General features: G+C 45.0%; 19 protein-coding genes. 12 read left to right on the plus strand and 7 right to left on the minus strand.

Annotation, left to right across the window (positions count from 1 at the left end):
• Window positions 1-108 precede the first annotated feature (108 nt).
• On the plus strand, window positions 109-543 hold the full coding sequence (locus tag MKX46_RS19225) for a BrxA/BrxB family bacilliredoxin (RefSeq protein WP_029515801.1): 435 nt from the start codon (window positions 109-111) through the stop codon (window positions 541-543).
• A 101-nt stretch (window positions 544-644) separates the two neighbouring features.
• On the plus strand, window positions 645-1,454 hold the full coding sequence (gene nadE, locus MKX46_RS19230; RefSeq protein WP_025722646.1) for an ammonia-dependent NAD(+) synthetase: 810 nt from the start codon (window positions 645-647) through the stop codon (window positions 1,452-1,454).
• A gap of 114 nt (window positions 1,455-1,568) precedes the next feature.
• On the opposite strand, the gene MKX46_RS19235 is transcribed toward nadE, so the two are convergent.
• A complete protein-coding gene (locus tag MKX46_RS19235) occupies window positions 1,569-2,396 on the minus strand; it encodes an alpha/beta hydrolase family protein (RefSeq protein ID WP_029515800.1) in 828 nt (275 codons plus the stop codon).
• 184 nt (window positions 2,397-2,580) lie between these two features.
• Between MKX46_RS19235 and acpS the strand changes: the two genes are divergently transcribed.
• Both acpS and mutY read left to right on the plus strand, forming a co-directional pair.
• Window positions 2,581-2,985, plus strand: a complete 405-nt coding sequence (gene acpS / locus MKX46_RS19240) for a holo-ACP synthase (RefSeq protein ID WP_029515799.1) — start codon at window positions 2,581-2,583, stop codon at window positions 2,983-2,985.
• Window positions 2,986-2,989: 4 nt separating this feature from the next.
• Window positions 2,990-4,210: an A/G-specific adenine glycosylase gene (mutY, locus tag MKX46_RS19245; RefSeq protein WP_165148396.1), complete on the plus strand. Its 1,221-nt coding sequence runs from the start codon at window positions 2,990-2,992 to the stop codon at window positions 4,208-4,210.
• A gap of 250 nt (window positions 4,211-4,460) precedes the next feature.
• Here mutY and MKX46_RS19250 read toward each other — a convergent pair whose 3' ends face one another.
• Complete coding sequence (locus MKX46_RS19250; RefSeq protein WP_165148399.1) at window positions 4,461-5,354, minus strand: TetR/AcrR family transcriptional regulator; 894 nt, start codon at window positions 5,352-5,354, stop codon at window positions 4,461-4,463.
• Between the two features lie 125 nt (window positions 5,355-5,479).
• On the opposite strand from MKX46_RS19250, the gene MKX46_RS19255 reads away from it, so the two are divergent.
• Window positions 5,480-6,058, plus strand: coding sequence for a hydrolase (locus tag MKX46_RS19255; protein WP_029515795.1), 579 nt, complete (start codon window positions 5,480-5,482; stop codon window positions 6,056-6,058).
• A 683-nt stretch (window positions 6,059-6,741) separates the two neighbouring features.
• On the opposite strand, the gene MKX46_RS19260 is transcribed toward MKX46_RS19255, so the two are convergent.
• On the minus strand, window positions 6,742-7,383 hold the full coding sequence (locus MKX46_RS19260) for a TetR/AcrR family transcriptional regulator (protein WP_029515793.1): 642 nt from the start codon (window positions 7,381-7,383) through the stop codon (window positions 6,742-6,744).
• Window positions 7,384-7,613: 230 nt separating this feature from the next.
• Between MKX46_RS19260 and MKX46_RS19265 the strand changes: the two genes are divergently transcribed.
• Window positions 7,614-8,501 (plus strand): NAD(P)H-binding protein, encoded by an 888-nt coding sequence (locus MKX46_RS19265; RefSeq protein ID WP_069011272.1) that lies wholly within the window; start codon window positions 7,614-7,616, stop codon window positions 8,499-8,501.
• Window positions 8,502-8,983: 482 nt separating this feature from the next.
• Here MKX46_RS19265 and MKX46_RS19270 read toward each other — a convergent pair whose 3' ends face one another.
• Entirely contained in the window at window positions 8,984-9,913 is a 930-nt protein-coding gene (locus MKX46_RS19270; protein ID WP_090738462.1) for an AAA family ATPase, read from the minus strand.
• A gap of 348 nt (window positions 9,914-10,261) precedes the next feature.
• A complete protein-coding gene (locus tag MKX46_RS19275; protein WP_039270637.1) occupies window positions 10,262-11,083 on the minus strand; it encodes an AraC family transcriptional regulator in 822 nt (273 codons plus the stop codon).
• Window positions 11,084-11,257: 174 nt separating this feature from the next.
• Here MKX46_RS19275 and MKX46_RS19280 point away from each other — a divergent pair, with 174 nt between their 5' ends.
• Window positions 11,258-13,450: an alpha-galactosidase gene (locus MKX46_RS19280; protein WP_341071643.1), complete on the plus strand. Its 2,193-nt coding sequence runs from the start codon at window positions 11,258-11,260 to the stop codon at window positions 13,448-13,450.
• 24 nt (window positions 13,451-13,474) lie between these two features.
• The gene (locus tag MKX46_RS19285; RefSeq protein WP_340884340.1) at window positions 13,475-14,908 is read left to right on the plus strand and encodes a PTS transporter subunit EIIC; all 1,434 of its coding nucleotides are present in this window, start codon (window positions 13,475-13,477) and stop codon (window positions 14,906-14,908) included.
• A gap of 179 nt (window positions 14,909-15,087) precedes the next feature.
• Here the strand turns inward: MKX46_RS19285 and MKX46_RS19290 are convergent, their stop codons facing one another.
• Complete coding sequence (locus tag MKX46_RS19290) at window positions 15,088-15,579, minus strand: DinB family protein (protein WP_029515787.1); 492 nt, start codon at window positions 15,577-15,579, stop codon at window positions 15,088-15,090.
• Window positions 15,580-15,712: 133 nt separating this feature from the next.
• Window positions 15,713-16,327: a superoxide dismutase gene (locus tag MKX46_RS19295; protein WP_029515786.1), complete on the minus strand. Its 615-nt coding sequence runs from the start codon at window positions 16,325-16,327 to the stop codon at window positions 15,713-15,715.
• 520 nt (window positions 16,328-16,847) lie between these two features.
• Between MKX46_RS19295 and MKX46_RS19300 the strand changes: the two genes are divergently transcribed.
• From MKX46_RS19300 to queG, 4 genes are all read left to right on the plus strand, one after another.
• Window positions 16,848-17,273, plus strand: coding sequence for a GNAT family N-acetyltransferase (locus MKX46_RS19300; RefSeq protein WP_160789290.1), 426 nt, complete (start codon window positions 16,848-16,850; stop codon window positions 17,271-17,273).
• Window positions 17,274-17,404: 131 nt separating this feature from the next.
• On the plus strand, window positions 17,405-17,989 hold the full coding sequence (lepB, locus tag MKX46_RS19305) for a signal peptidase I (protein ID WP_341071644.1): 585 nt from the start codon (window positions 17,405-17,407) through the stop codon (window positions 17,987-17,989).
• Between the two features lie 38 nt (window positions 17,990-18,027).
• The gene (gene rnhA / locus MKX46_RS19310; RefSeq protein ID WP_023986996.1) at window positions 18,028-18,465 is read left to right on the plus strand and encodes a ribonuclease HI; all 438 of its coding nucleotides are present in this window, start codon (window positions 18,028-18,030) and stop codon (window positions 18,463-18,465) included.
• Between the two features lie 97 nt (window positions 18,466-18,562).
• Window positions 18,563-20,311 (plus strand): tRNA epoxyqueuosine(34) reductase QueG, encoded by a 1,749-nt coding sequence (gene queG, locus MKX46_RS19315; RefSeq protein WP_341071645.1) that lies wholly within the window; start codon window positions 18,563-18,565, stop codon window positions 20,309-20,311.
• The last annotated feature ends 11 nt before the right edge of the window (window positions 20,312-20,322 follow it).

Consider the following 20,322-nt stretch of genomic DNA (forward strand, 5'->3'; position numbering starts at 1 on the left):
ACGTGAAAAAGATTGTATAATGAAATTTAGATGTCCATGCCTTTACTACGGCAAAGGATGAAATTAGAAACGTACTATACATGATTTTCGGAAAAGGAGTGAAAGAATATGTCTATGTCTTTCGATCAATATATGAGAGATTCAGTTCAGCCGATGCGCGATGAACTGACGAATCTTGGGATTCAGGAACTGCGTACCTCTGAAGATGTGGAGGCCAAGCTGCCTAATAGTAAAGGAACAGTGCTGGTGGTTGTGAACTCGGTATGTGGTTGTGCCGCAGGCCAATGCCGCCCGGGTGTGGGTGAAGCACTGAAGCATGATATTACGCCAGATCATCTGTATTCGGTTTTTGCCGGACAGGACAAGGAAGCAACGGCAAAGGCTCGCGAATTTTTCGCACCTTACCCACCGTCTTCCCCTTCTATCGCGCTGTTGAAAGACGGCGAGTTGGTTCACTTCATCGAGCGTCATCAGGTGGAGGATCGTTCGGCAGATCAGATTGCTGCTGATTTGACCAGTGCATTTGATCGTTTTTGCCGGTAAGACTGCTCAAGCTATGCCCCGCATTTTTCGCCTGCGAAACTTGCCGGGGCTTTTGCATGTTGGCTTGTGAAGGAAATTCCTAAAAAAGAGGTGCTTATCTGATGAGTTTGCAGGAACAGATTATTGCTGAATTGGGAGTACAGCCTACGATTAACGTAGAGGCAGAGGTCCGTAAGCGTGTGGATTTCCTCAAGTCGTATGTAACGAAAACGGGAAGCAAAGGGCTGTTGATCGCCATCAGTGGCGGGATTGACAGTGCCGTAGCAGCTGCTTTGTGCAAGCGGGCTACAGATGAATTGACGCAGGAACAAGGAGACGAATACAAAACGTTGGGTGTATTCCAGCCATACGGCCAACAGGAAGATATCGAGCATAGCTACGCGGTTGCCAAAGCGTTCGACCTGAAATATGCCGGGGAAACGAATATTAAGGAAGCCGTGGACAAGGTTGCCGTAGAAGTGGAGCATACGTTAAAGGATATCGGTCTTGAGCGTTCGATTACTCCGCAAGTGAGAGGGAATGTAAAGGCAAGAACACGGATGGTGGTTCAGTACGCACTTGCGAATGAGCTGAATTTGCTCGTTGTTGGCACAGATCATGCTTCCGAAGCCATCACAGGCTTTTATACCAAATGGGGCGATGGTGCGGTCGATATTACGCCACTTAGCACGCTGAACAAACGTCAGGTGCGCTTGCTCGCCAGCTATCTAGGAGTTCCGCAGGCCATTTTGGACAAAGCGCCTACAGCAGGATTGTGGGAAGGCCAGACGGATGAAAAAGAACTGGGGATCTCCTACGAAGCAAACAGTGACTATCTGGAAGGCAAGGAAATTGACCCGGCGGCACGCGAAAAGCTGGAAAGCTTCTTTACACGTACTGCGCATAAGCGGACAAGCATCCCAGGAGTTTAAGCATTAATCATTATGTAATTTTAAAATGCTCAAGCGAGGATTTTGCAAAATTCTGAAGTAAATAAATGCGGCGATCCGCCCGGCGGATCGCCGTTTGTATTGAAGGGGTAATAATTAATTGGCGATCCACTCAATGAAGCGGCGGGTTTCGGTAATCGCCTGATCCAGTGGAAGACTGCCTCCCTGGAATGGATGAACGGTATTAAAGGTATGATTGCCGCCTTGAATTTGTACCCATTCGATGTCGGGACGAACGGATGTGAGCAGGGCAGAGCCTTCTCGTAGACGTTTGGAATCTTCGGTTCCCTGGATCAGTACAGCTGGGAGCTGGCTGTTGGCAAGTCTGTCTACAATGGCAAAACGCTGGCGATTTTGTTCCAGGTCTTCCAGAATGATAGCATCTAGCGGAAGCTGTTGCCCGGTTCTGGCGTTCTCCACATAGCTGCGCCCCTTGGCGCGCATTTCTTCTTTTTGCGGTAAAGTAAACAGATCAAGATCTGTTACGCCATTCCATGAAATGACGCCAGCAATCTCGCCGGGATGATCCAGAGCGTATACAAAGCAGCTTCCCGCGCCACGGCTATGTCCTAACAGAAACAACGGCAATTCTCTGAACTCATGGCGTGCTCTCAGATTGGATAGCAATAGTTCCAAATCCTCTTGTTCGCGGCTATAGGTGTTGCGTGCGAACTTTTCCAGCTCGGTAAAATTCTCCAGATCCTCACCTATGCCATTATGTGAAAAGTTGAAGGTCACAACATGGTTATCCATACTCAAGGCTTCTGCTATATAGGGGAACATGCCCCAATCCTTAAATCCTTTGTAGCCATGAGCGATGATGAGCAGGCTTTTGGCTGTATTTTTAGAGGGAAACCAGGAAGCCCGGATCACCGCATCTGTTCCTGCTTCGGTACCTGCTTCAACAATAATGGTTTCTGACATCCTATCCTTCCTTTCTACGGGAATTTTTTTAAAATGGGCATATCAGCTGAATTTCAAACATTCATCTATAGCCTTTCTTATTTTAACATATTTTGGTGCTGTTTTTACGCCTTTGTGACTCGCCAGGGTGTGGACGCACTGTTACAATAGATCCAGTAAAGTATAAAGGACGGAGAATACCCAAATGATCTACGGAATTGGACATGATGTGCTGGAAATAAGCCGTATGGCTCATATTTTGGCAGGTAAATATGCAGATGCGTTTTTGAATCGAGTGCTGACCCCGGCAGAACGCGAGCTTGCTGTGGAACGCAAGGGTAGACTAACGGAGTTTGTAGCAGGGCGCTTTGCTGCCAAGGAAGCGATAACCAAAGCCTTCGGTTGCGGAATTGGGCAAATCATCGGGTTTGGCGATATGGATATTTTACCGGAACCTGGGGGGAAGCCAGTAGTTTATTTGTCTTCATCCGCGTGGGATCGACTGAGATTGCCGAATACAGGTGACTCAAATTACAGCATTCACTTGAGTATTACACATCAGCCTAACATTGCCTCTGCTTTTGTGATTGTCGAATATAAGGAGACGTGATGTGATGACTACAAATACATTGGAACAAAAGCGTTATTTCAGCTTTGAACTGTTGAATTGGTATACGCGTAACAAACGCGATTTGCCGTGGCGACGTCATCGGAATCCTTTTTATATCTGGATCTCGGAAATTATGCTTCAGCAGACGCGTGTCGATACGGTCATTCCGTATTTTAATCGCTTTATTGCACGTTTTCCTACGATTGAAGCGCTGGCGGAAGCGCCCGAGGAGGATGTGCTTAAGCTATGGGAAGGACTGGGCTATTATTCGCGGGCCCGGAATTTGCAAACTGCGGCAAAACAAGTAGTTGAGCTTCACGGCGGACAGGTGCCGGATGATACACAAGCTGTTGCTGCACTGAAAGGAGTAGGCCCGTATACGACGGGGGCGATTATGAGTATCGCCTTCAATCGACCAGAGCCTGCTGTGGACGGGAATGTGATGCGTGTGCTGTCGCGTTATTTTCTCATTGAAGAGGATATTATGAAGGGCAGCACACGGGCGCATATGGAAAGCCTGGTACGGGAGCTGATTCCCGAAGGAAGAGCCTCTGATTTTAATCAGGCTCTGATGGAGCTAGGCGCACTGGTCTGTACGCCGAAGTCGCCTCATTGTCTGACCTGCCCGGTCATGGAGCATTGCTCGGGCAGGCTGGCAGGTCGAGAGGAGACACTGCCAGTCAAGACCAAGGCAAAGCCGCCTCGGCTGGAGCCGCGCTCCGTCGCTCTCATCGAGGGCAGCGGAGCGAACACCGGCCGCCTGCTCGTACGGCAGCGCCCGGCCAAGGGCCTGTTGGCCCGCATGTGGGAGCTGCCGCATGAGCTTGCTGACAACGGCCCGGTGCCAGATGAGCCCGCCATGGACCATCTGGCGGCTCATTTGCTGGCAGAGGGCGTGCTTGCGCGCCCGGTGCGGTTTGTACGTGAGGCGGAGCACACGTTCAGCCACATTCACTGGAATCTGCGTGTGTTCCAGTGTGAGGAGGTCGCCGCCCCTGCCGAGGAGGCGGGAGGCCCCCCGCTGGCTGCCGAGCAGCGGGCCAGCTACAGCACCGGAGCGAAGCCAGGTGCGTTAATTGCGCTGGCTGAGCAGACGGAGCACGCGCGCAATGTGCTGCCAGCGGGGTACCGCTGGATCAGCGAAGCCGATATGGCCACCTTGGCGTTTCCCAAGGTGTTCCTCGATCTGATCACCGAGTATTATGCGAAGCAAAAAGGGAACTGATGTTAATGAAATAACTGTCAGTAAAAGACAAAGTATTTAATTTATCCTATAAAATGGAAACGGCGACAACTAAGGACGAGAAAATAAAGTCCTAGACTGTCGCTGTTTCCCTTGAACTAACCTTTCCCGTTAGCGGAATGCTCGCTAACCGTAACAACATTAGACGTACCTTTCTCGCGTATTGTTCTCTCCACCCCTAGAGTCTTCGCTCTTGTCCCCAATGGGGTTAGATTTGATTTCACATAACAAGCTATCTCCCCCTACCTGAATAAATAATATTCCTTAACTGGATGACCTGACTTTTAAGCTCTTTCTCTCTCTCCAAAAAGTAGAGCGAAGCTTGCAGCAACGGGAAGTTCGGTTCCGCTTTACGAGTTTCGTTCTGGATAAAATGGTAAACCTCTTTCAACTCCGAACGATGTTTTGCGCCGGATGGAAGAACATTAAGGGCCGAATCCATCTCCCGGAACAGCTCGGTAAGGAACTGCTCTCTCTCCCCTTGGCGGTCCTCGAGCCCCCAGCTTAAATACCTCTCGAACGAAGCCTGTTTTAGCAGAGGCTTCAGGTTAGAGGCCATCATATGCTTAACGAGCACATTGAGCTTATCCAAAATGAACCTTGCCGTTTCCTCAAGCGATAGAGACTTTTCTTCATAAACGATCCAAAATAAGTACTCCTTCAGAATCGCACGATAGATGGAAACCAAATCCCACAGGAACGGATAAATTTCTTCGCCATAAACCTGTATCAAGCACTCTTTATGCCATCGGATGAGCCGCCCTCTAACCTTGTGTCTAAGCGGCTGGAACTTGGGATCCTGTTGGATGGGGAGCTCCGTGAATTCGATCAGAATATGCTTGTATTCCATAAAATAACGGAATCGCAGAATGATCTGCTGCAGAAACTGCTCTTCTGGCGAGAGTTCGGGAAAGCGTTTCAGTTCATCGACTTGATCAAAATAGGCGTTATGGCATTGATCAAACACCTCGCTGAAGAGGTCTTCCTTGGAAGGGAAATATTTATAGACTGATCCTTTGGCAATACCGCAATCCTCGGCAATATCCTGTATCGTCGTCGAAAGAAACCCATGTTCCTTAAAAAGCTTCATCGCCGATTTTAAAACCTCTTCCCTTGTCACACTCATAAGAAAAATCTCCCCCTTGACTATTCATGAATTATAGTACAAAATACGAAACATGAAGTCAAATGACTATATGTTCGCGTAATTAAACATACGGTCAAATCGAAGAGATGAGGAGAACATACAGAATGGAACGATTATGGGATCCACAAAAAACAGCGTTGGTTGTTATTGACTTGCAAAAGTGGATAGGAAATCAATACGCCCCTTATTCTGCTGAGCAGGTAGTGTCTAACGCCGCAGCCTTGGCAGATACTTTCCGTGAGCAAAGCTCAATGGTTGCACTGGTCCGGGTATCTAGTAAAGATTTGAAGGATATCCCGCGTCCTAAGTTGGATTCGCCTGGACCACCCCTGAATCTGCCTGAAGGATGGGATCAAATCGTCCCGGAAATGCGGGTCACCGAGACAGACCATATCATCACGAAGAAGCAATGGGGGGCTTTTTACGGAACGGAGCTCGACCTTCAGTTGCGCCGCCGGGGAATTGATACCATCGTCTTATGCGGCATCGCTACTGAGTTGGGCGTTGATACGACTGCGCGGGAAGCGTTTATGCATGGGTATCAGCTGATTTTGGCGATTGATGCTATGACTGGATTTTCCGAAACCGGGCATGATTACGTAAAAAATTTCATTTTTCCACGCATCGGGCGTACCCGGACAACACAGGAAATCCTCTCTGCCCTTTCAGGCAACTGTTTATAGTTGAAAAAATGACTTTCCCATTCCCCGTGTATTATTTGACCGAATACACGAAGAACGCCACAGCTTGAAACTCGCTTTGCGTTTGCTGGGAATCTCATCTGGCCATACTTAAAGGACGATTATGTGTTCCCAGGGTGCACATATTGGCTGACGGCATGGGATACGACCTGCTGCACCAAATATACAAAGTAACCGCTGAATGATATAGAGCGAACGGCTCGTCGCAATTGGCACGCGCTTCTTGTATAGCAACCAGCATGAGTTCCGCAGTGCCCAATGGGACGAGTACGCCTAGTGGCGCAGCGCTAATGCTAATAAATTTGCATAATTGCCAGTGGAATTGGTGGTGCTCTTTTAAACGGTCTTTTCCAATCATGAGCTGCGCTTTTATTGTCTTTCGTAAGGCCATACGATTTATCGAAAGCTTTAAACTATCCTGCCCGTTAGTTAAACAAAGGCAGCCGATCACTATGATCGGCTGCCTTCTTGTCTTTTATGAGCTATCGTTTTCCGTTAGCATAATGACTTACTGTGATACGGTTCACCGTGCTGTTTGTAACGGCAAGTTTAATGGTCATCTACACGGAGGGCCTTCTTAGCGTTATAAGCTACAAACTTTACAACGATTACTCAGATAACGGACGACAGCATCAATAAGAGCAAGTCGGGAGAAACGAACGCGTTCACGAAATGGTTTGTAAAATACGAATGATTTCTTTTTCGATAACGGAATCGTCAACAGTATCCAGATACTCAGGACTAATCACTTGATACTGTTTCATCTTATAAAATTCCATAACGGCTTGTTTCAAGGTGAGATCATACCATTGAATACTAAAGGTCGGTTCCATAATGCGCCGAAGCGTAGCATCGTCTTGAACTAAGGACAGCGCAACGTGCATTCTGTTAAAAATCTTTTTATCCATACCGGATTGAAAAAAAGATTGTAAATTTTTAATTCTATTTTGTTGAGCAACGGAAATATTTTCAAAAAGTCGTGGATAAAACTCCTTAAGGTCTTGCAGGAACAAATCGGATAAATAAATAACACCTATTAACGATTCCAGAAACGTTTTTTGAAAGCGATCAATATATGAAACGGAATCATCATATACAACGGTGTCAGCCTGCTGCAAGTACTGAATTCCATACTCTACAACCTGTTCGATGATTTCATCTTTGGATGAAAAATGCTTGTAAAGCGTCACTTTACTAATATCCATATGTTTTGCGATATCGTCAATTTTCAGTTGGCTGAATCTGGTTCTTCTAATTACAGGTTTGATTTTATTAAGATATTGATCTGCGCTCATGGGTTTTCTCACGATTGAAGCCTCCTCTACCGCTCGTCAAATCATATTATATCAAAATAGAGGTATCAATAAACAATGTTTAAAAAGATTATTAAATTAACTAATTTTATTAAATTAGTTTACTTAGTTTATTTATCCGATGTATAATCTCTCTTGTAATGAATATCCAATCAAGGAAGGGATAACGGTCCCAATAAGCGATATCCATTTCTCGAAATCACATTAAAAAAGGAGATTACACAATGAAAATCACAGTTCTCGGCTCACTCGGCAATATTAACCGCAACTACCTCCCATCCCTAATCGCAGACGGCCACGATGTTACCGTCATCACAAGCTCCAAAGATCGTATCGCCGACATCAAAGCGCTCGGTGCCAAACCAGCGGTCGGCTCAAACCTCGACGTCGAATTCCTCGCGCAGGCTTTTGCAGGTAGCGACGTCGTCTACCTCATGATATCAGGTATCAATTATGCCTCTGGCACCGACATGTGGCAGACCGCCATTGATCTTTCTGAAAATTATAAGGCCGCTGTGCTAAAATCAGGCGTAAAAAACGTCGTCAACCTCAGCTCAGTCGGCGCCGACAACCCAAACGCCGGCATTCTCTACAGCTATCATTTTGCAGAAGAAGCGCTAAACTCGCTTGAAGACGTGAACGTTGTCCACATCCGCCCTGTCGGCTTTTACAGCAATCTTTTTGCCGACATGCAAAGCCTAAAAACCCAGCAGACCATCTTCAGCCCAATTTCAGTTGACATCCCACAAGGCTGGGTCAGCCCCGTTGATATCGCGGACGTCGCTTACGCCCTGATTTCTCACACCCCATCGGGTAAAAGTGCGAAGTTCATTGTTAGTGACTGGGCCACAGGTAACGACTGGCTCAATGCCCTTGCTGAGAATGGTATCGAGGCCAAATACCAACAAATCACCGTTGAAGCTCTTGCTGAGAATATGAAAAAAATCGGCTTCCACGAAAACACTGCCAATGCCTTTGCCCAAATGAACCGCGCCTGCGAGAACGCCGACGAGTTCTACGTCAGCCTCCGTGCCACCGACTACCACCTCGGTAAAGTCAAGGTCGAAGACTTTGCAAAAGTTTTTGCAGATGTGTATATTAAATCTGTTTAAACAGCGAGAATATTGTTTAACCTGCGGATGAGAACGCGCCTAAGTGCGCTATTTCTTTCGATAACTTGAGACCTCGAATAGGGTTTACTATGACTTGGTTTTGACATATAAAGAACAAAGCTCGCTGAAGTGACAGCGAGCTTTGTTCTTTATTGATGAATGCGCACAAAAAAATAACCTTACCTGTGATAAGGTTCATATCGATTGACTTTAAACTAATCTGCTCGTTAGCTTAATGAAATAGCGTCAGTCTAATGTAGTGTAGTGCTTAGGAGAAAGAAAATAAGCCCATCACTTTGATTTGGAGGTTAAATCATTTCCAATTAATAAAGGGATAGGCTCTCTTTGGTATTAAATAAGGCGTGGTAAAAGCCAATTTATTGAGCTATCGTTTCCCCGTTAGCGTAATCAGCGATAAATAAATAAGCTCAAATTTTTTTTAATATACGCGGCGGATATATTTTTGTTCAAATCTTGTTTCTTTACTTATTGTGTAGAAACAGCCCTTTATGCTTATTGAAAAAATCAAAGTACACTTTTGGGTTTTCTAATTCCCACCATTGCTTTATGTCGACTGGATTAGCTTCTAAATCATATATTTTTGTAAACTCCATCGCCAGTAAAAACGGTGAGTGCGTTGCAATGATAAATTGACATCCGCAATAGTGAGCCATTTCCTCTATCATTTTGACAAGTTCAAGCTGCATTTTAGGAGATAGACTGTTCTCCGGTTCATCCAAACAATATAATGTGTCATTTTTAAATTTGGAATTAAAATAACTCAGGGCTGTCTCCCCATTGCTGTTCAGTTTAATTTCGGTGCCGGCGACTCTGCGAATAAACTCCCTGCGTGAAATTGATTTTTTTCTTGAGAGCACCTGTAACCTCAATGCTTCATAATCATCCATGCTATTCATTTTCACTGTATTGCCGAATTTCAGATTTCCCCATTCCGATCTTATATCTTCTGTGCTATCCACGATTTCATCGTTGTTTGTGCGGACTGTAAGCATATAATCAAAAATATCGTCACTTGTGATTATCCTACTTCCATTTGGAATTCGATGTTTAAATCCCTCGTCGTCAAGTCCAAGTTCAAATTTACAATGTTCAACATATGAACTGAACAATTCACTTGAATTGAATGGTGCAATACGATTTAGTTCCAATTTATTCGCTATGAGATTTAGAAGTGTGCTTTTCCCCGAGCCGTTTCCTCCATATAAAATTGTGATTTTTGAAAAGCTCAATTCGGAAAACCGATTTTTTGAGAAAATGCCACATGGGTAAGTTTCGTCGACATATCCAAACCTACCGCCATTGTATGCCATTCTTTGTTCTATCAATGAGGATTCTTCATCTATAGGCAATATGAATTTATCTAAATACATTTTCATTCCTCCGTAATTCATCTAACCTGCTCTTATGTTTTCTCTTCCGTTTCAATTTGAAGTTTTCAACTAGTAAACCTCCCTCAATAATGTGGGAGCTTCCTCTTCTAAAAGCATTGATTGCTCAATCCCCTTCCATTCATAGTCGATGTAGGTATTATAGCAGACGAAATCTACTTATCTTATCTTGGTTGTGCTAATCTGCTCGTTAGCTTAATGAAGCAACGTCAGTCTAATACTTTATTTTTCAGTCTAGAACTTTATTTTCTTTTGACAATAGCGGCAGTATGGACATGAGGTTGATCCATGCTGCCGCTATTTTTCTGTTTTCTGGGAGGAATATGCCTAACTTACTTGCTAGCGAAGGTGTTATTTTTGGTGATTTTTTCGGTATTCGGATGGAGTTACCTTGTTGACCGTTTTGAACATCTTGGAGAATAGGAGTACATCTTTATACCCTACAGACCGAGCAATATCTCCGATTTTAAGGGAAGTATTTCTTAATAGGGAGCACGATTTTTCCATCCTCAAATGTAATAAAAATTCCTGCGGTGACTTATTTAGTTGCTGTTTAAATAAACGATGCAAATACGAACGGTCAATTGAAATGTACTTAGCAATATCACTTACGGTAATGAAGTGTGAGTAGTTTTGTTGAATGAAGAGAAGCGCTTCTTTAATATACCGCTGCTGTCTTACCTCAGGGTTGACTTCCTGATTAGGGTAAAGTTCAAACATCAGATACAGAAATTCATACAGCTTGGATGTAAGCAACAGGTCTTTGTTGGATTTCAGCGTAGAAGAAACCACGATGCTCTCCATACAGCGGGCAAGGCTGCCCTCCGCTTCAAACCGGAAAATGGGATTGTCCCTATGGATACAGGTCCGGCTTAGATATTCTTTTGCTTGCACCCCATTAAAACCAATCCAGGCATATTCCCATGGGTCAAGCTCATCCGCTTCGTAGTAAATTAAAACCTTCGGTTCAATAAAGAAAGCATCGTTTTTCTCCAAATGATAGATTTTATCGTTGACTTTAAAGATCCCTTTTCCTTTTAAAATAAAATGCACCATATATCCGCTTCGAATGGCTGGACCATAAGAGTGTTTGCTGGTACAGCTCTCTTTGCCACATGTGTATAGATTGAGATCCAGATTGTTATAGGAATGATTGGAAAAATGCGAACTCATTTGGTTTCACCCCTTAATTCATCTCTGCATATTATCACACTGTTTCATATAGAGTCTACATTATTCCATATAATTATTAAAACTATTCAATTATTATTAGAATGTAAACGATAAGCAAACAACATAATTTATACTTTTTGAAAATATTACTATTGGCGCTACAAGGGGGTCACTATGGCTATAATCATCGATAAAGAAAAGCTTTTATTCCATTTACAAGGCAGCAATACCAGTTATGTCATGCAGGTTATACGAGGTGGTTATTTATCCCATCTGTATTGGGGAAAGAAAATTCAGAACTATCGGGGGAGCAATAAAATCATCTTTATGGATAGAGGATTTTCGCCCAATCCTGATGGCGAGGATCGAGCCTTTTCACTGGATACCATCCCACAAGAATATCCGTCATTTGGGAATAGTGATTTCAGGATTCCTGCGTATCAGATTCAATTGGAGAATGGTTCTACCGTGACCGATTTTCGGTATAAAGAACATCGGGTTTTCCAAGGCAAACCAAAATTGAAAGGGCTTCCTTCTACGTATGCAGAGGATGATGGCGAAGTAGCAACACTGGAAATCGTCCTTGAAGACCCATTAATTGATGTAAAGGTTGTACTATCCTATAGCCTATATCAAAAGCGGGATGTCATTACCCGTTCAGTCCGTTTCGAGAATGAAGGTCGGCAACAGCTAAAACTGCTTAGAGCGTTAAGTGCCAGTGTGGATTTTCGAGATGATGAATATGAACTCATTACCTTGTATGGTGCGCATAACAATGAAAAAAATATAGCAAGGCGAAAAATTGTACCCGGAATTCAAATGGTAGACAGCTGCCGTGGCGCTAGCAGCCCTCATCAGGCACCCTTTATGGCACTTGTAAGAGAAGGGACAGATGAAGATCAGGGCGAAGTATACGCCTTTAATCTGGTGTACAGCGGGAACTTTACGGCCCAGACGCAGGTAGATTCCTATCGGAACACTAGAGTCACGATGGGGATTAATCCTTTTGATTTCACATGGCTGCTTGGACCGGAGGAGTCGTTCCAAACGCCAGAAGTGGTCATGGTATACACCGAAAATGGCTTGGGCGGCATGTCGAGAATTTATCATGAATTATACAGGAACAGATTATGTCGTGGACCATTTCGTGACAAGGAACGGCCGATCCTGATTAATAACTGGGAAGCTACCTACTTTAACTTTGATGCCAACAAGATTGAGCAGTTGGCGAAGGAAGCTCAAAGTGTGGGAGTGGAGCTGTTTGTATTGGATGATGGGTGGTTTGGAAAACGAGATGATGACAATACTTCATTAGGCGATTGGGTGGTGGATCGTCGCAAACTTCCAGATGGATTGCCGGATCTTGCAAACCGCATTCGAAATCTGGGTATGGAGTTTGGTTTGTGGTTTGAACCTGAAATGGTATCCATAGACAGCGACTTATACAGAAAGCATCCCGATTGGTGTATCCATGTCCCTGATCGTCCGTATACGTTGGGAAGAAATCAGCTTATGTTGGATTTATCGAGGAAGGAAGTGTGTGAATACGTTATTAAATCGGTTTCCGATATTTTATCGGATGTTCCAATTACTTATGTAAAATGGGACATGAATCGTCACATGACGGATGTGGGTTCGGCAGCCTTGCCACCTGAGAGACAAAGGGAGACTGCGCATCGTTATATCCTGGGACTCTATAATATTATGGAAGAGCTTACATCAAAGTTCCCCAATGTCTTATTCGAGAGCTGTTCTAGTGGAGGAGGCCGTTTTGATGCCGGCATGCTCTATTACATGCCTCAGACCTGGACGAGCGATAATACGGATGCCATTTGCCGACTGAAAATTCAATGGGGAACAAGTCTTGTCTACCCGCCAATTACCATGGGGGCACACGTTTCCACAGTACCCAACCATCAAGTGGGTAGAATAACTCCCTTGGAGACAAGAGGTTATGTCGCCATGGCCGGGAATTTAGGATATGAGCTGGATTTGACGACATTAACCGTTGAAGAAAAAGAAGTGGTGAAAAAACAGATAGCTCTATATAAAGAAATGAGATCGCTCATTCAGTTTGGAAATTTTTACAGAATGATTAATCCGTTTGATGAAAATGAAGCCGCATGGAACTTTGTGTCGGAGGACCAAACGGAAATGGCGGCCAGCTATTTCAAGGTTTTATCCCAACCCGCTGCCGCGATTAAAACGTTAAAATTCAAAGGTTTGAATCCAGACTACGTTTATAGAAATGTAGCAACCGGTGAGCTGTTCGGCGGTGATGAGTTAATGCATGTTGGCATAACGCTTGCCAGGGTGAAGCAGGACTTTTTAGGCATGTTCTGGAGATTTGTTAAAGAAGAGATCTGATTCAGCTAGAGGAGGGTTTACTAGATGGAAGCAAAAGAAAAGCGGTATAAGCACATTTCTCAAGAAATTTTAAAATATATCGGTGGTGAAGAGAACATTATCGGTGTGGCCCATTGTGCCACAAGATTAAGAATTGTACTTGAGGACAATGAAAAAGCGGAATTAAAGAAGATTGAAGATATTGATCTGGTTAAAGGTGTTTTCATAGCGGGGGATCAACTGCAGATCATTTTTGGAGCAGGGTTGGTCAATAATATCTATGCCGTGTTCTCCAAACTGACCGGAACAGAAGATATGTCATTAAGTGATGTCAAATCAAAGTCCGCACAAAAGCAAAATCCTTTTCAAAAAGCCATTAAATCGCTGTCAGATGTCTTCATTGAGATCATGCCGGGAATTCTCGCCGCCGCATTGTTAATGGGGATAACCGGGCTGTTAGGTCAGAAGGGGTTATTTGGTCCTAAATCGATTGTGGAGATGTATCCAATTTTTCAAGGGATTAATCGCTTTGTTCAAATCGTTTCCACGGGTATTTTCACCATCCTGCCGCTGCTTGTTGTTTATTCTGCAACCAAGAGATATGGCGGTCGTCCTATTCTGGGGCTTGTGCTGGGTGCGATTATGCTGCATCCGGCCCTGGCGGATGCCTTTGAGGTAGCTAAAGGGAGTCAAAATCCGGAATCGATCAGTCTTTTTGGCCTTCCCGTACAGTTGGTTGGATTTCAGGGTGGTATTATTATTGCTCTAATGATGGGATATGTGGTAGCCAAGTTGGATCAGTTTTTTAACAAAAAGGTTCCAGACATGATTAAATTATTTTTGGCTCCTTTGCTGACGGTCTTTGTTTCTTCCCTGCTATTGTTCACGATTATCGGCCCTCTTGGGCGAGAGTTGGCCAGTCTGGTCACCGTTTCGCTGCTTTGGATGACGCAAAATCTTGGAATATTCGGTTTTATGTTTTTTGCAGGCATTCAGCAGATCATTGTTATTACAGGCTTACATCATGTTATGGGTGCGGTAGAAGCGCAGCTGTTAACCGATACAGGCAGAAATTTTATCAACCCATTGGCATCAGTAGCTTTGATGGCTCAAGGGGGCGCCGTTTTGGGGTATATTCTTTTGAATCGCAAAGACACTAAAGTTAAAGAAATGGGTTACTCTGCATTCGGGTCTGTACTTTTTGGAATCTCGGAACCAGCGATCTTCGGGGTCACTTTAAAGTATAAGTTCCCCTTAGTTGCTGGATGCCTCGGAGGAATGGTTGCGGGAGCATATGTATATTTAAGTAAACTGACAGCCATAGGATTCGGAACCACGGCTCTTCCGGGCTTTGCAATTGCAGCGTCGGATAATCACGGTCATATCAATTATCTTATCGCTCATCTTATTGCCCTGTTATGTGGAGCATTATTTACATTGGCTTACGGTGCTATCAAGAGCAAGAGGTCACGAGCCTGAACCAAAAGAACATTAGCAGGTTGAAAAAATTAAGCTTTTATGAAAACGGTTAAAGGAGAGAATATTTGTGGAATGGACAAGAGAGCATAGATGAAAAATTAAAAGGGCCGTCCTCCGTCGTTATAAACGACCGAGGATGGCCCTAACTTTACATAGGTATGCATGTACATTCGTTAAAGCTAATCGATGCCACCATCGCTTTCAATCAGCCCTTTGCCGATTACATTGGCCGAAACCGGAGGCTTGCCGAGCTCCCGAGACCATATGGACAACTGCCCAATATGGTGGATTTGGTGGGCAATGACATGGCGCATCACCTCGCCCCAGGCATCCATTACAATTCTGCCGTCCGGGAGGTGATCTTCAAACCTTTTCCGTTCCAGACCATCATGCCAGGCGAGCACGAACGGCTCGACATTGAGTCGAAACTTCGCATCCAGCTCACGGACCTTGTCGAGCGTATCATACAGAGAGAAGTCCTCCTGAAAGTCGGGTTTGCCCTGAATCGTTTGAATCCAGCTCCACTCCACATCAACGATATGAAAGAGTGTCTTTAGAATGCCGCCGACTCCGCCGACGCGTTGTTTCAGTAATTCCTCCTGCGACACCTCTTCACACCAGCGGTACCATTGTTCCCGAATCATCCAGTTGTAACGAAAAAAAGTCTGCATCCATCAACCTCCAGAGCCATATTTGAGAATCATCTCCACCAGTTTACCATGGAATGCCAAAAGGGCTGTCTCATTCGTAGAAAATCTACTTTTGAGACAGCCCTTATTATAGGATAAGAATGTTGCTACTGGCTTATTTCTTTGCAGCCGCGTAACGTTTGTTGACTTCATCCCAGTTGATTACATTGTAGAAAGCTGAAATGTAGTCTGGGCGTTTGTTTTGATATTTCAGGTAGTAAGCATGCTCCCAAACGTCCAGTCCAAGTACCGGAGTCAGACCTTCAAACAGCGGGCTATCTTGGTTTGGAGTGCTAGTGATCGCCAGTTTGCCGTCTTTGCCGACAACCAACCAAGCCCAGCCGCTACCAAAACGAGTTGTAGCTGCTTTAGTGAAGTCTTCTTTAAATTTGTCATAGCCGCCCAGTTCATTGTTGATTGCTTCAGCAATTGCACCTGTTGGCTGTCCGCCACCGTTAGGACCGATAACTTCCCAGAACAGGCTGTGGTTGTGATGTCCACCACCGTTATTGCGAACCGCAGTGCGGATGCTTTCTGGAACGCTGTCCAGATTAGAGATCAGATCCTCCAGGCTTTTGCTTTGCAGTTCGGGAGCGCTCTCCAGAGCTGCGTTCAAGTTTGTAACATATGTGTTATGGTGACGATCATGGTGAATTTCCATTGTCTGTGCATCAATGTGCGGTTCCAGTGCGTCTTTTGCGTAAGGAAGTTCTGGTAATTGAAATGCCATAGTAAATCCCTCCTGGTTATATGGTTGGGTAAGTGTTCCTATGTAATAATACCCTCGACAGTTATATTAAACCGCATTCAGCCTATTTAATCAACATTTTTGTTTGTAAAATAGCAAACTGGGCAATACGGCCTGGTAGATAGCATGTCCAAAAACCCGCTTAGAATACACAATACATAGGTAATAAGAGGTAAATTGTGAACATTAAAATGTAAACGCTTTATATACAGCGCTTACATGAGAAAAAGGGATGTATTCCGTCAAAAAGTATGGTTTAATGGTCAAGGAAGCAGAAATTTCGGCTTTTTTGTCGTCTGCTATAATCTGTCATGTCTATGACATGACGAACTTGAGGGCATACACCCTTTTCCTGTTCTTCATTTCATATATAGCAGATCGTATGCATTTTTATCATAATGCCTTGTGATTAACACCATGATAAGAAATTTAAGGATTTATGTAAAAATGACGGTGCTGTCTCAATTTTTTTATTATGCTTACGAAAAGGGAGATATTACTTATGCACGTTCGTTCCTTTCAATTAAGTGATGTGAACTCAGTAACGGAACTCATGCAAATTGCCTTGTCAGAGGAGTGCTACAAAGAGACGGTGAAAGCATTTGCCCGTCAGCTTTCGTGGGATTCCGGTTTGATTATCGTTGCAGAAGAAGAGGGAGAGATCGTGGGTGCTTTGATCGGCACGATCGATCAGAATGATGGTTGTTACTATCGTATCGCTATTCACCCGGATCGTCGTCGGATGGGAATCGGCAAATCGCTTGTGGAGTCCATGGAGCAGCGTTTTCAGCAACGTAAGGTTAGCCGTATTTGGGTAGCAGGGGACAAGCATAACAGTGCGGCCATGCCTTTGTACGAAGCGATGGGCTATGGAGCAAGCCAGATTTTACAGGCTTTTCAGAAGCTGAGTATTTTGGCGCCTCATTAATCGGGAATCGAAATAAAGAGAATTGAATAATATTAAGTATAATATTTACATTTAGAGCATATCTGAGTAACCGTTGCAATCGGGTACGGGATATGCTTTTCTATTTATAACAGGGTTGAGGAGGTTTAATTATGGACGCTTTGGCTCCTTCGTCAGGCCCGCCTCCCTCGCCGGAAACGTCCAAACAAGCAGGTCGCTCTGGTTACATACGCGATTGGTTAGTCACTCTTCTGATCGCCATGGTCGTCTTGCTGCTTCTGAACCTGTTCGTATTTAACTTGTCCACGGTCAGAGGACATTCGATGCAGCCGACGCTAATGGAAAACCAGCATTTGTTCGTTAACAAGCTGGTTTATAATTTTCAAGATCCGGGCAGGGGGGACATTGTGATTTTAAAAGATCCCGATTCCAAGCTGTCGAGCCCAAGATTTTTAGTGAAAAGAGTCATAGGTATTCCCGGAGATGTAATCCGAGTTGAACATAATCATTTGTATGTGAATGGTGAACTGCTAAATGAACCTTACACCAACTCTGACGTGGAGGATGGTGATTATGGTCCTTTTACGGTGGAGCCGGGGCACTTTTTTGTCATGGGAGATAATCGCCATACTGCAGCAAGCAAGGATAGCCGCTATTTTGGCAGCATTAAATCTCAAGATTTACTGGGACGTGCAGAATTTATATTTTGGCCGATATCTGAGTGGAAATGGCTATAGAGCAACCATAGTCTGAAATCAAGGAAAGGAAGAGGATGATGAAAGAAGTGATGGTATATACAGACGGTGCTTGTTCGGGAAATCCGGGTCCTGGGGGCTGGGGGATCGTTTTGCTGTATGGGGAGCATCGTAAGGAGCTGTCAGGTGCCGAGAAAATGACGACAAACAACCGTATGGAGATTAAGTCCGTGATTGAAGCATTGAAGCTGCTCAAGGAGCCTTGCCATGTGAAAGTACACAGTGACTCTGCCTATGTCGTCAATTGCTTCAAACAGGGCTGGATTAAGAACTGGCTTCGTAATGGCTGGCGGAACAGTAAAAATCAGCCAGTGGAGAACAAGGAATTATGGGAAGAACTGTGGGAACTGATGGGTAAGCATGAGGTTGAATACGTGAAGGTTAAGGGGCACAGTGACAACGAACTGAATAATCGCTGTGATTTTCTGGCGACCAGTGCTGTTAAAAATTTACGGTAGCATCTGCTGCTATTTTCTGTTGAAATTTGAGATATGAGAATTTTGCAAAATCCTCATATCCGTAATGATAAAAAAGTGGAAGAGAGGTGAGTATCGGATGCAACGCGGATTGACTCAGGCGGCTGCCGGAACCGCTTCGACTTGGGCTTCGCTCAAGCAGGAAATTATTGAGGCAGCTCCAGGGCTGGGTATCGACTCCATCGGGTTCGCATCCGCCGACCCCTTTCTGTCTCTGAAAGCTATATTGGAAGAGCATCGTGCGAAAGGCTATGAATCCGGCTTTGAGGAGCCAGATATTGATAAGCGGATCTACCCGGAGCTGTATGGCTCACAGCCTGCATCTCTGATTGCTATTGCGGTGGCGTACCCTTCCAAAATGAAGGACCCGCCGAAGTCGGACAAGGGGAAGTACCGTGGTATTTTGGCGCGTTCAGCCTGGGGAAAAGATTATCATCTGGTACTACGCGAAGCGATGGAAAAGCTTGAGGCTTTTATAAGTGAGCGGGTGCCTGATGCCATTATGAAAAATATGGTGGATACCGGAGAACTGTCGGATCGAGCCGTTGCGGAACGTGCAGGGATTGGCTTTAGCGGCAAAAATACGATGATGATTTCACCGACGCTGGGATCATGGATTTATCTAGGTGAGCTGTTGACGAACATTCCTTTCCAGCCAGATGAACCGGTAACGGATGGTTGCGGCGAATGTACCAAATGTTTGGATGCCTGTCCTACGGGCGCGCTTGTGGGTCCTGGACAGCTGAATGCCCAGCGGTGCGTATCCTTTTTGACGCAAACGAAGGGCTTTCTGGATGAGGAGTTTATGCGGAAGATAGGGAATCGGCTGTACGGATGTGATACTTGCCAAATGGTATGCCCCAAAAATCGGGGTCTCAACTGGGATCACCATCCCGAGCTTACACCCGATCCTGAAATTGTGAAGCCGTTGCTGCTGCCGTTATTGGATTTGAGCAACCGTGAATTCAAAGACCGATTTGGTCAAAGTGCGGCGGCTTGGCGGGGGAAGAAGCCCATTCAACGCAATGCAGTCATTGGACTGGGCAATTTCAAAGATATCAGTGCGGTGCCCAAATTAACGGAGGTTTTATTGGATGATCCGCGTCCTGAGCTGCGAGGCACGGCGGCGTGGGCTTTGAGTCGAATAGGAGGGGAAAACGCTATGACAGCGATCAAGCAAGCATCAGAGAAGGAACAACATGAGCAAGTACGCGAAATGATCGCGCAAGCGCATTCCAAACTAGAGGAACAAGAGCAGGCAGAACAGCAAAAGGCGTCTGAATTATCAAAATCAGAAGTAACGGCCGGGGATTCACAGGGTCCAACCACCATTTATTATGATGAGATGGAGACACCTGTGGGCACGTTAACGCTGTGCGCTACGGATCGGGGGCTGTGTCGAATAGACTATGGCGTTTTTCATGCGAAGGAAGCACTGCTTCAGCAATGGGCCCGAACATGGATTGGGGAATACGTCTATGTGCAGGAGCCGGAAAAGCTGTGCGAAGCCGCGGATCAACTGCGTGAATATTTTGCCGGAGAACGACGGGAATTCAGTATAGCCTATGATTTGAGAGGCACCCCTTTTCAAGAGCAGGTATGGCGTGCACTGCAAAATATTCCGTACGGACAAAGTGTGTCCTACAAAGATATTGCGGAATCGATCGGACGAGCCAAGGCGGTACGTGCTGTGGGTGAAGCCAATAACAAAAATCCGTTACCCATTCTGTTTCCATGTCACCGGGTATCGGGTGCTAATGGAAGTTTGGTCGGTTATGCTGGAGGCTTGCCAGTTAAGACGAAGCTGCTGGATTTGGAGAAACAATAAGGACATATGTT

It is taken from the genome of Paenibacillus sp. FSL P4-0113, assembly GCF_038009305.1.
Taxonomy (GTDB): Bacteria; Bacillota; Bacilli; order Paenibacillales; family Paenibacillaceae; genus Paenibacillus; species Paenibacillus polymyxa_D.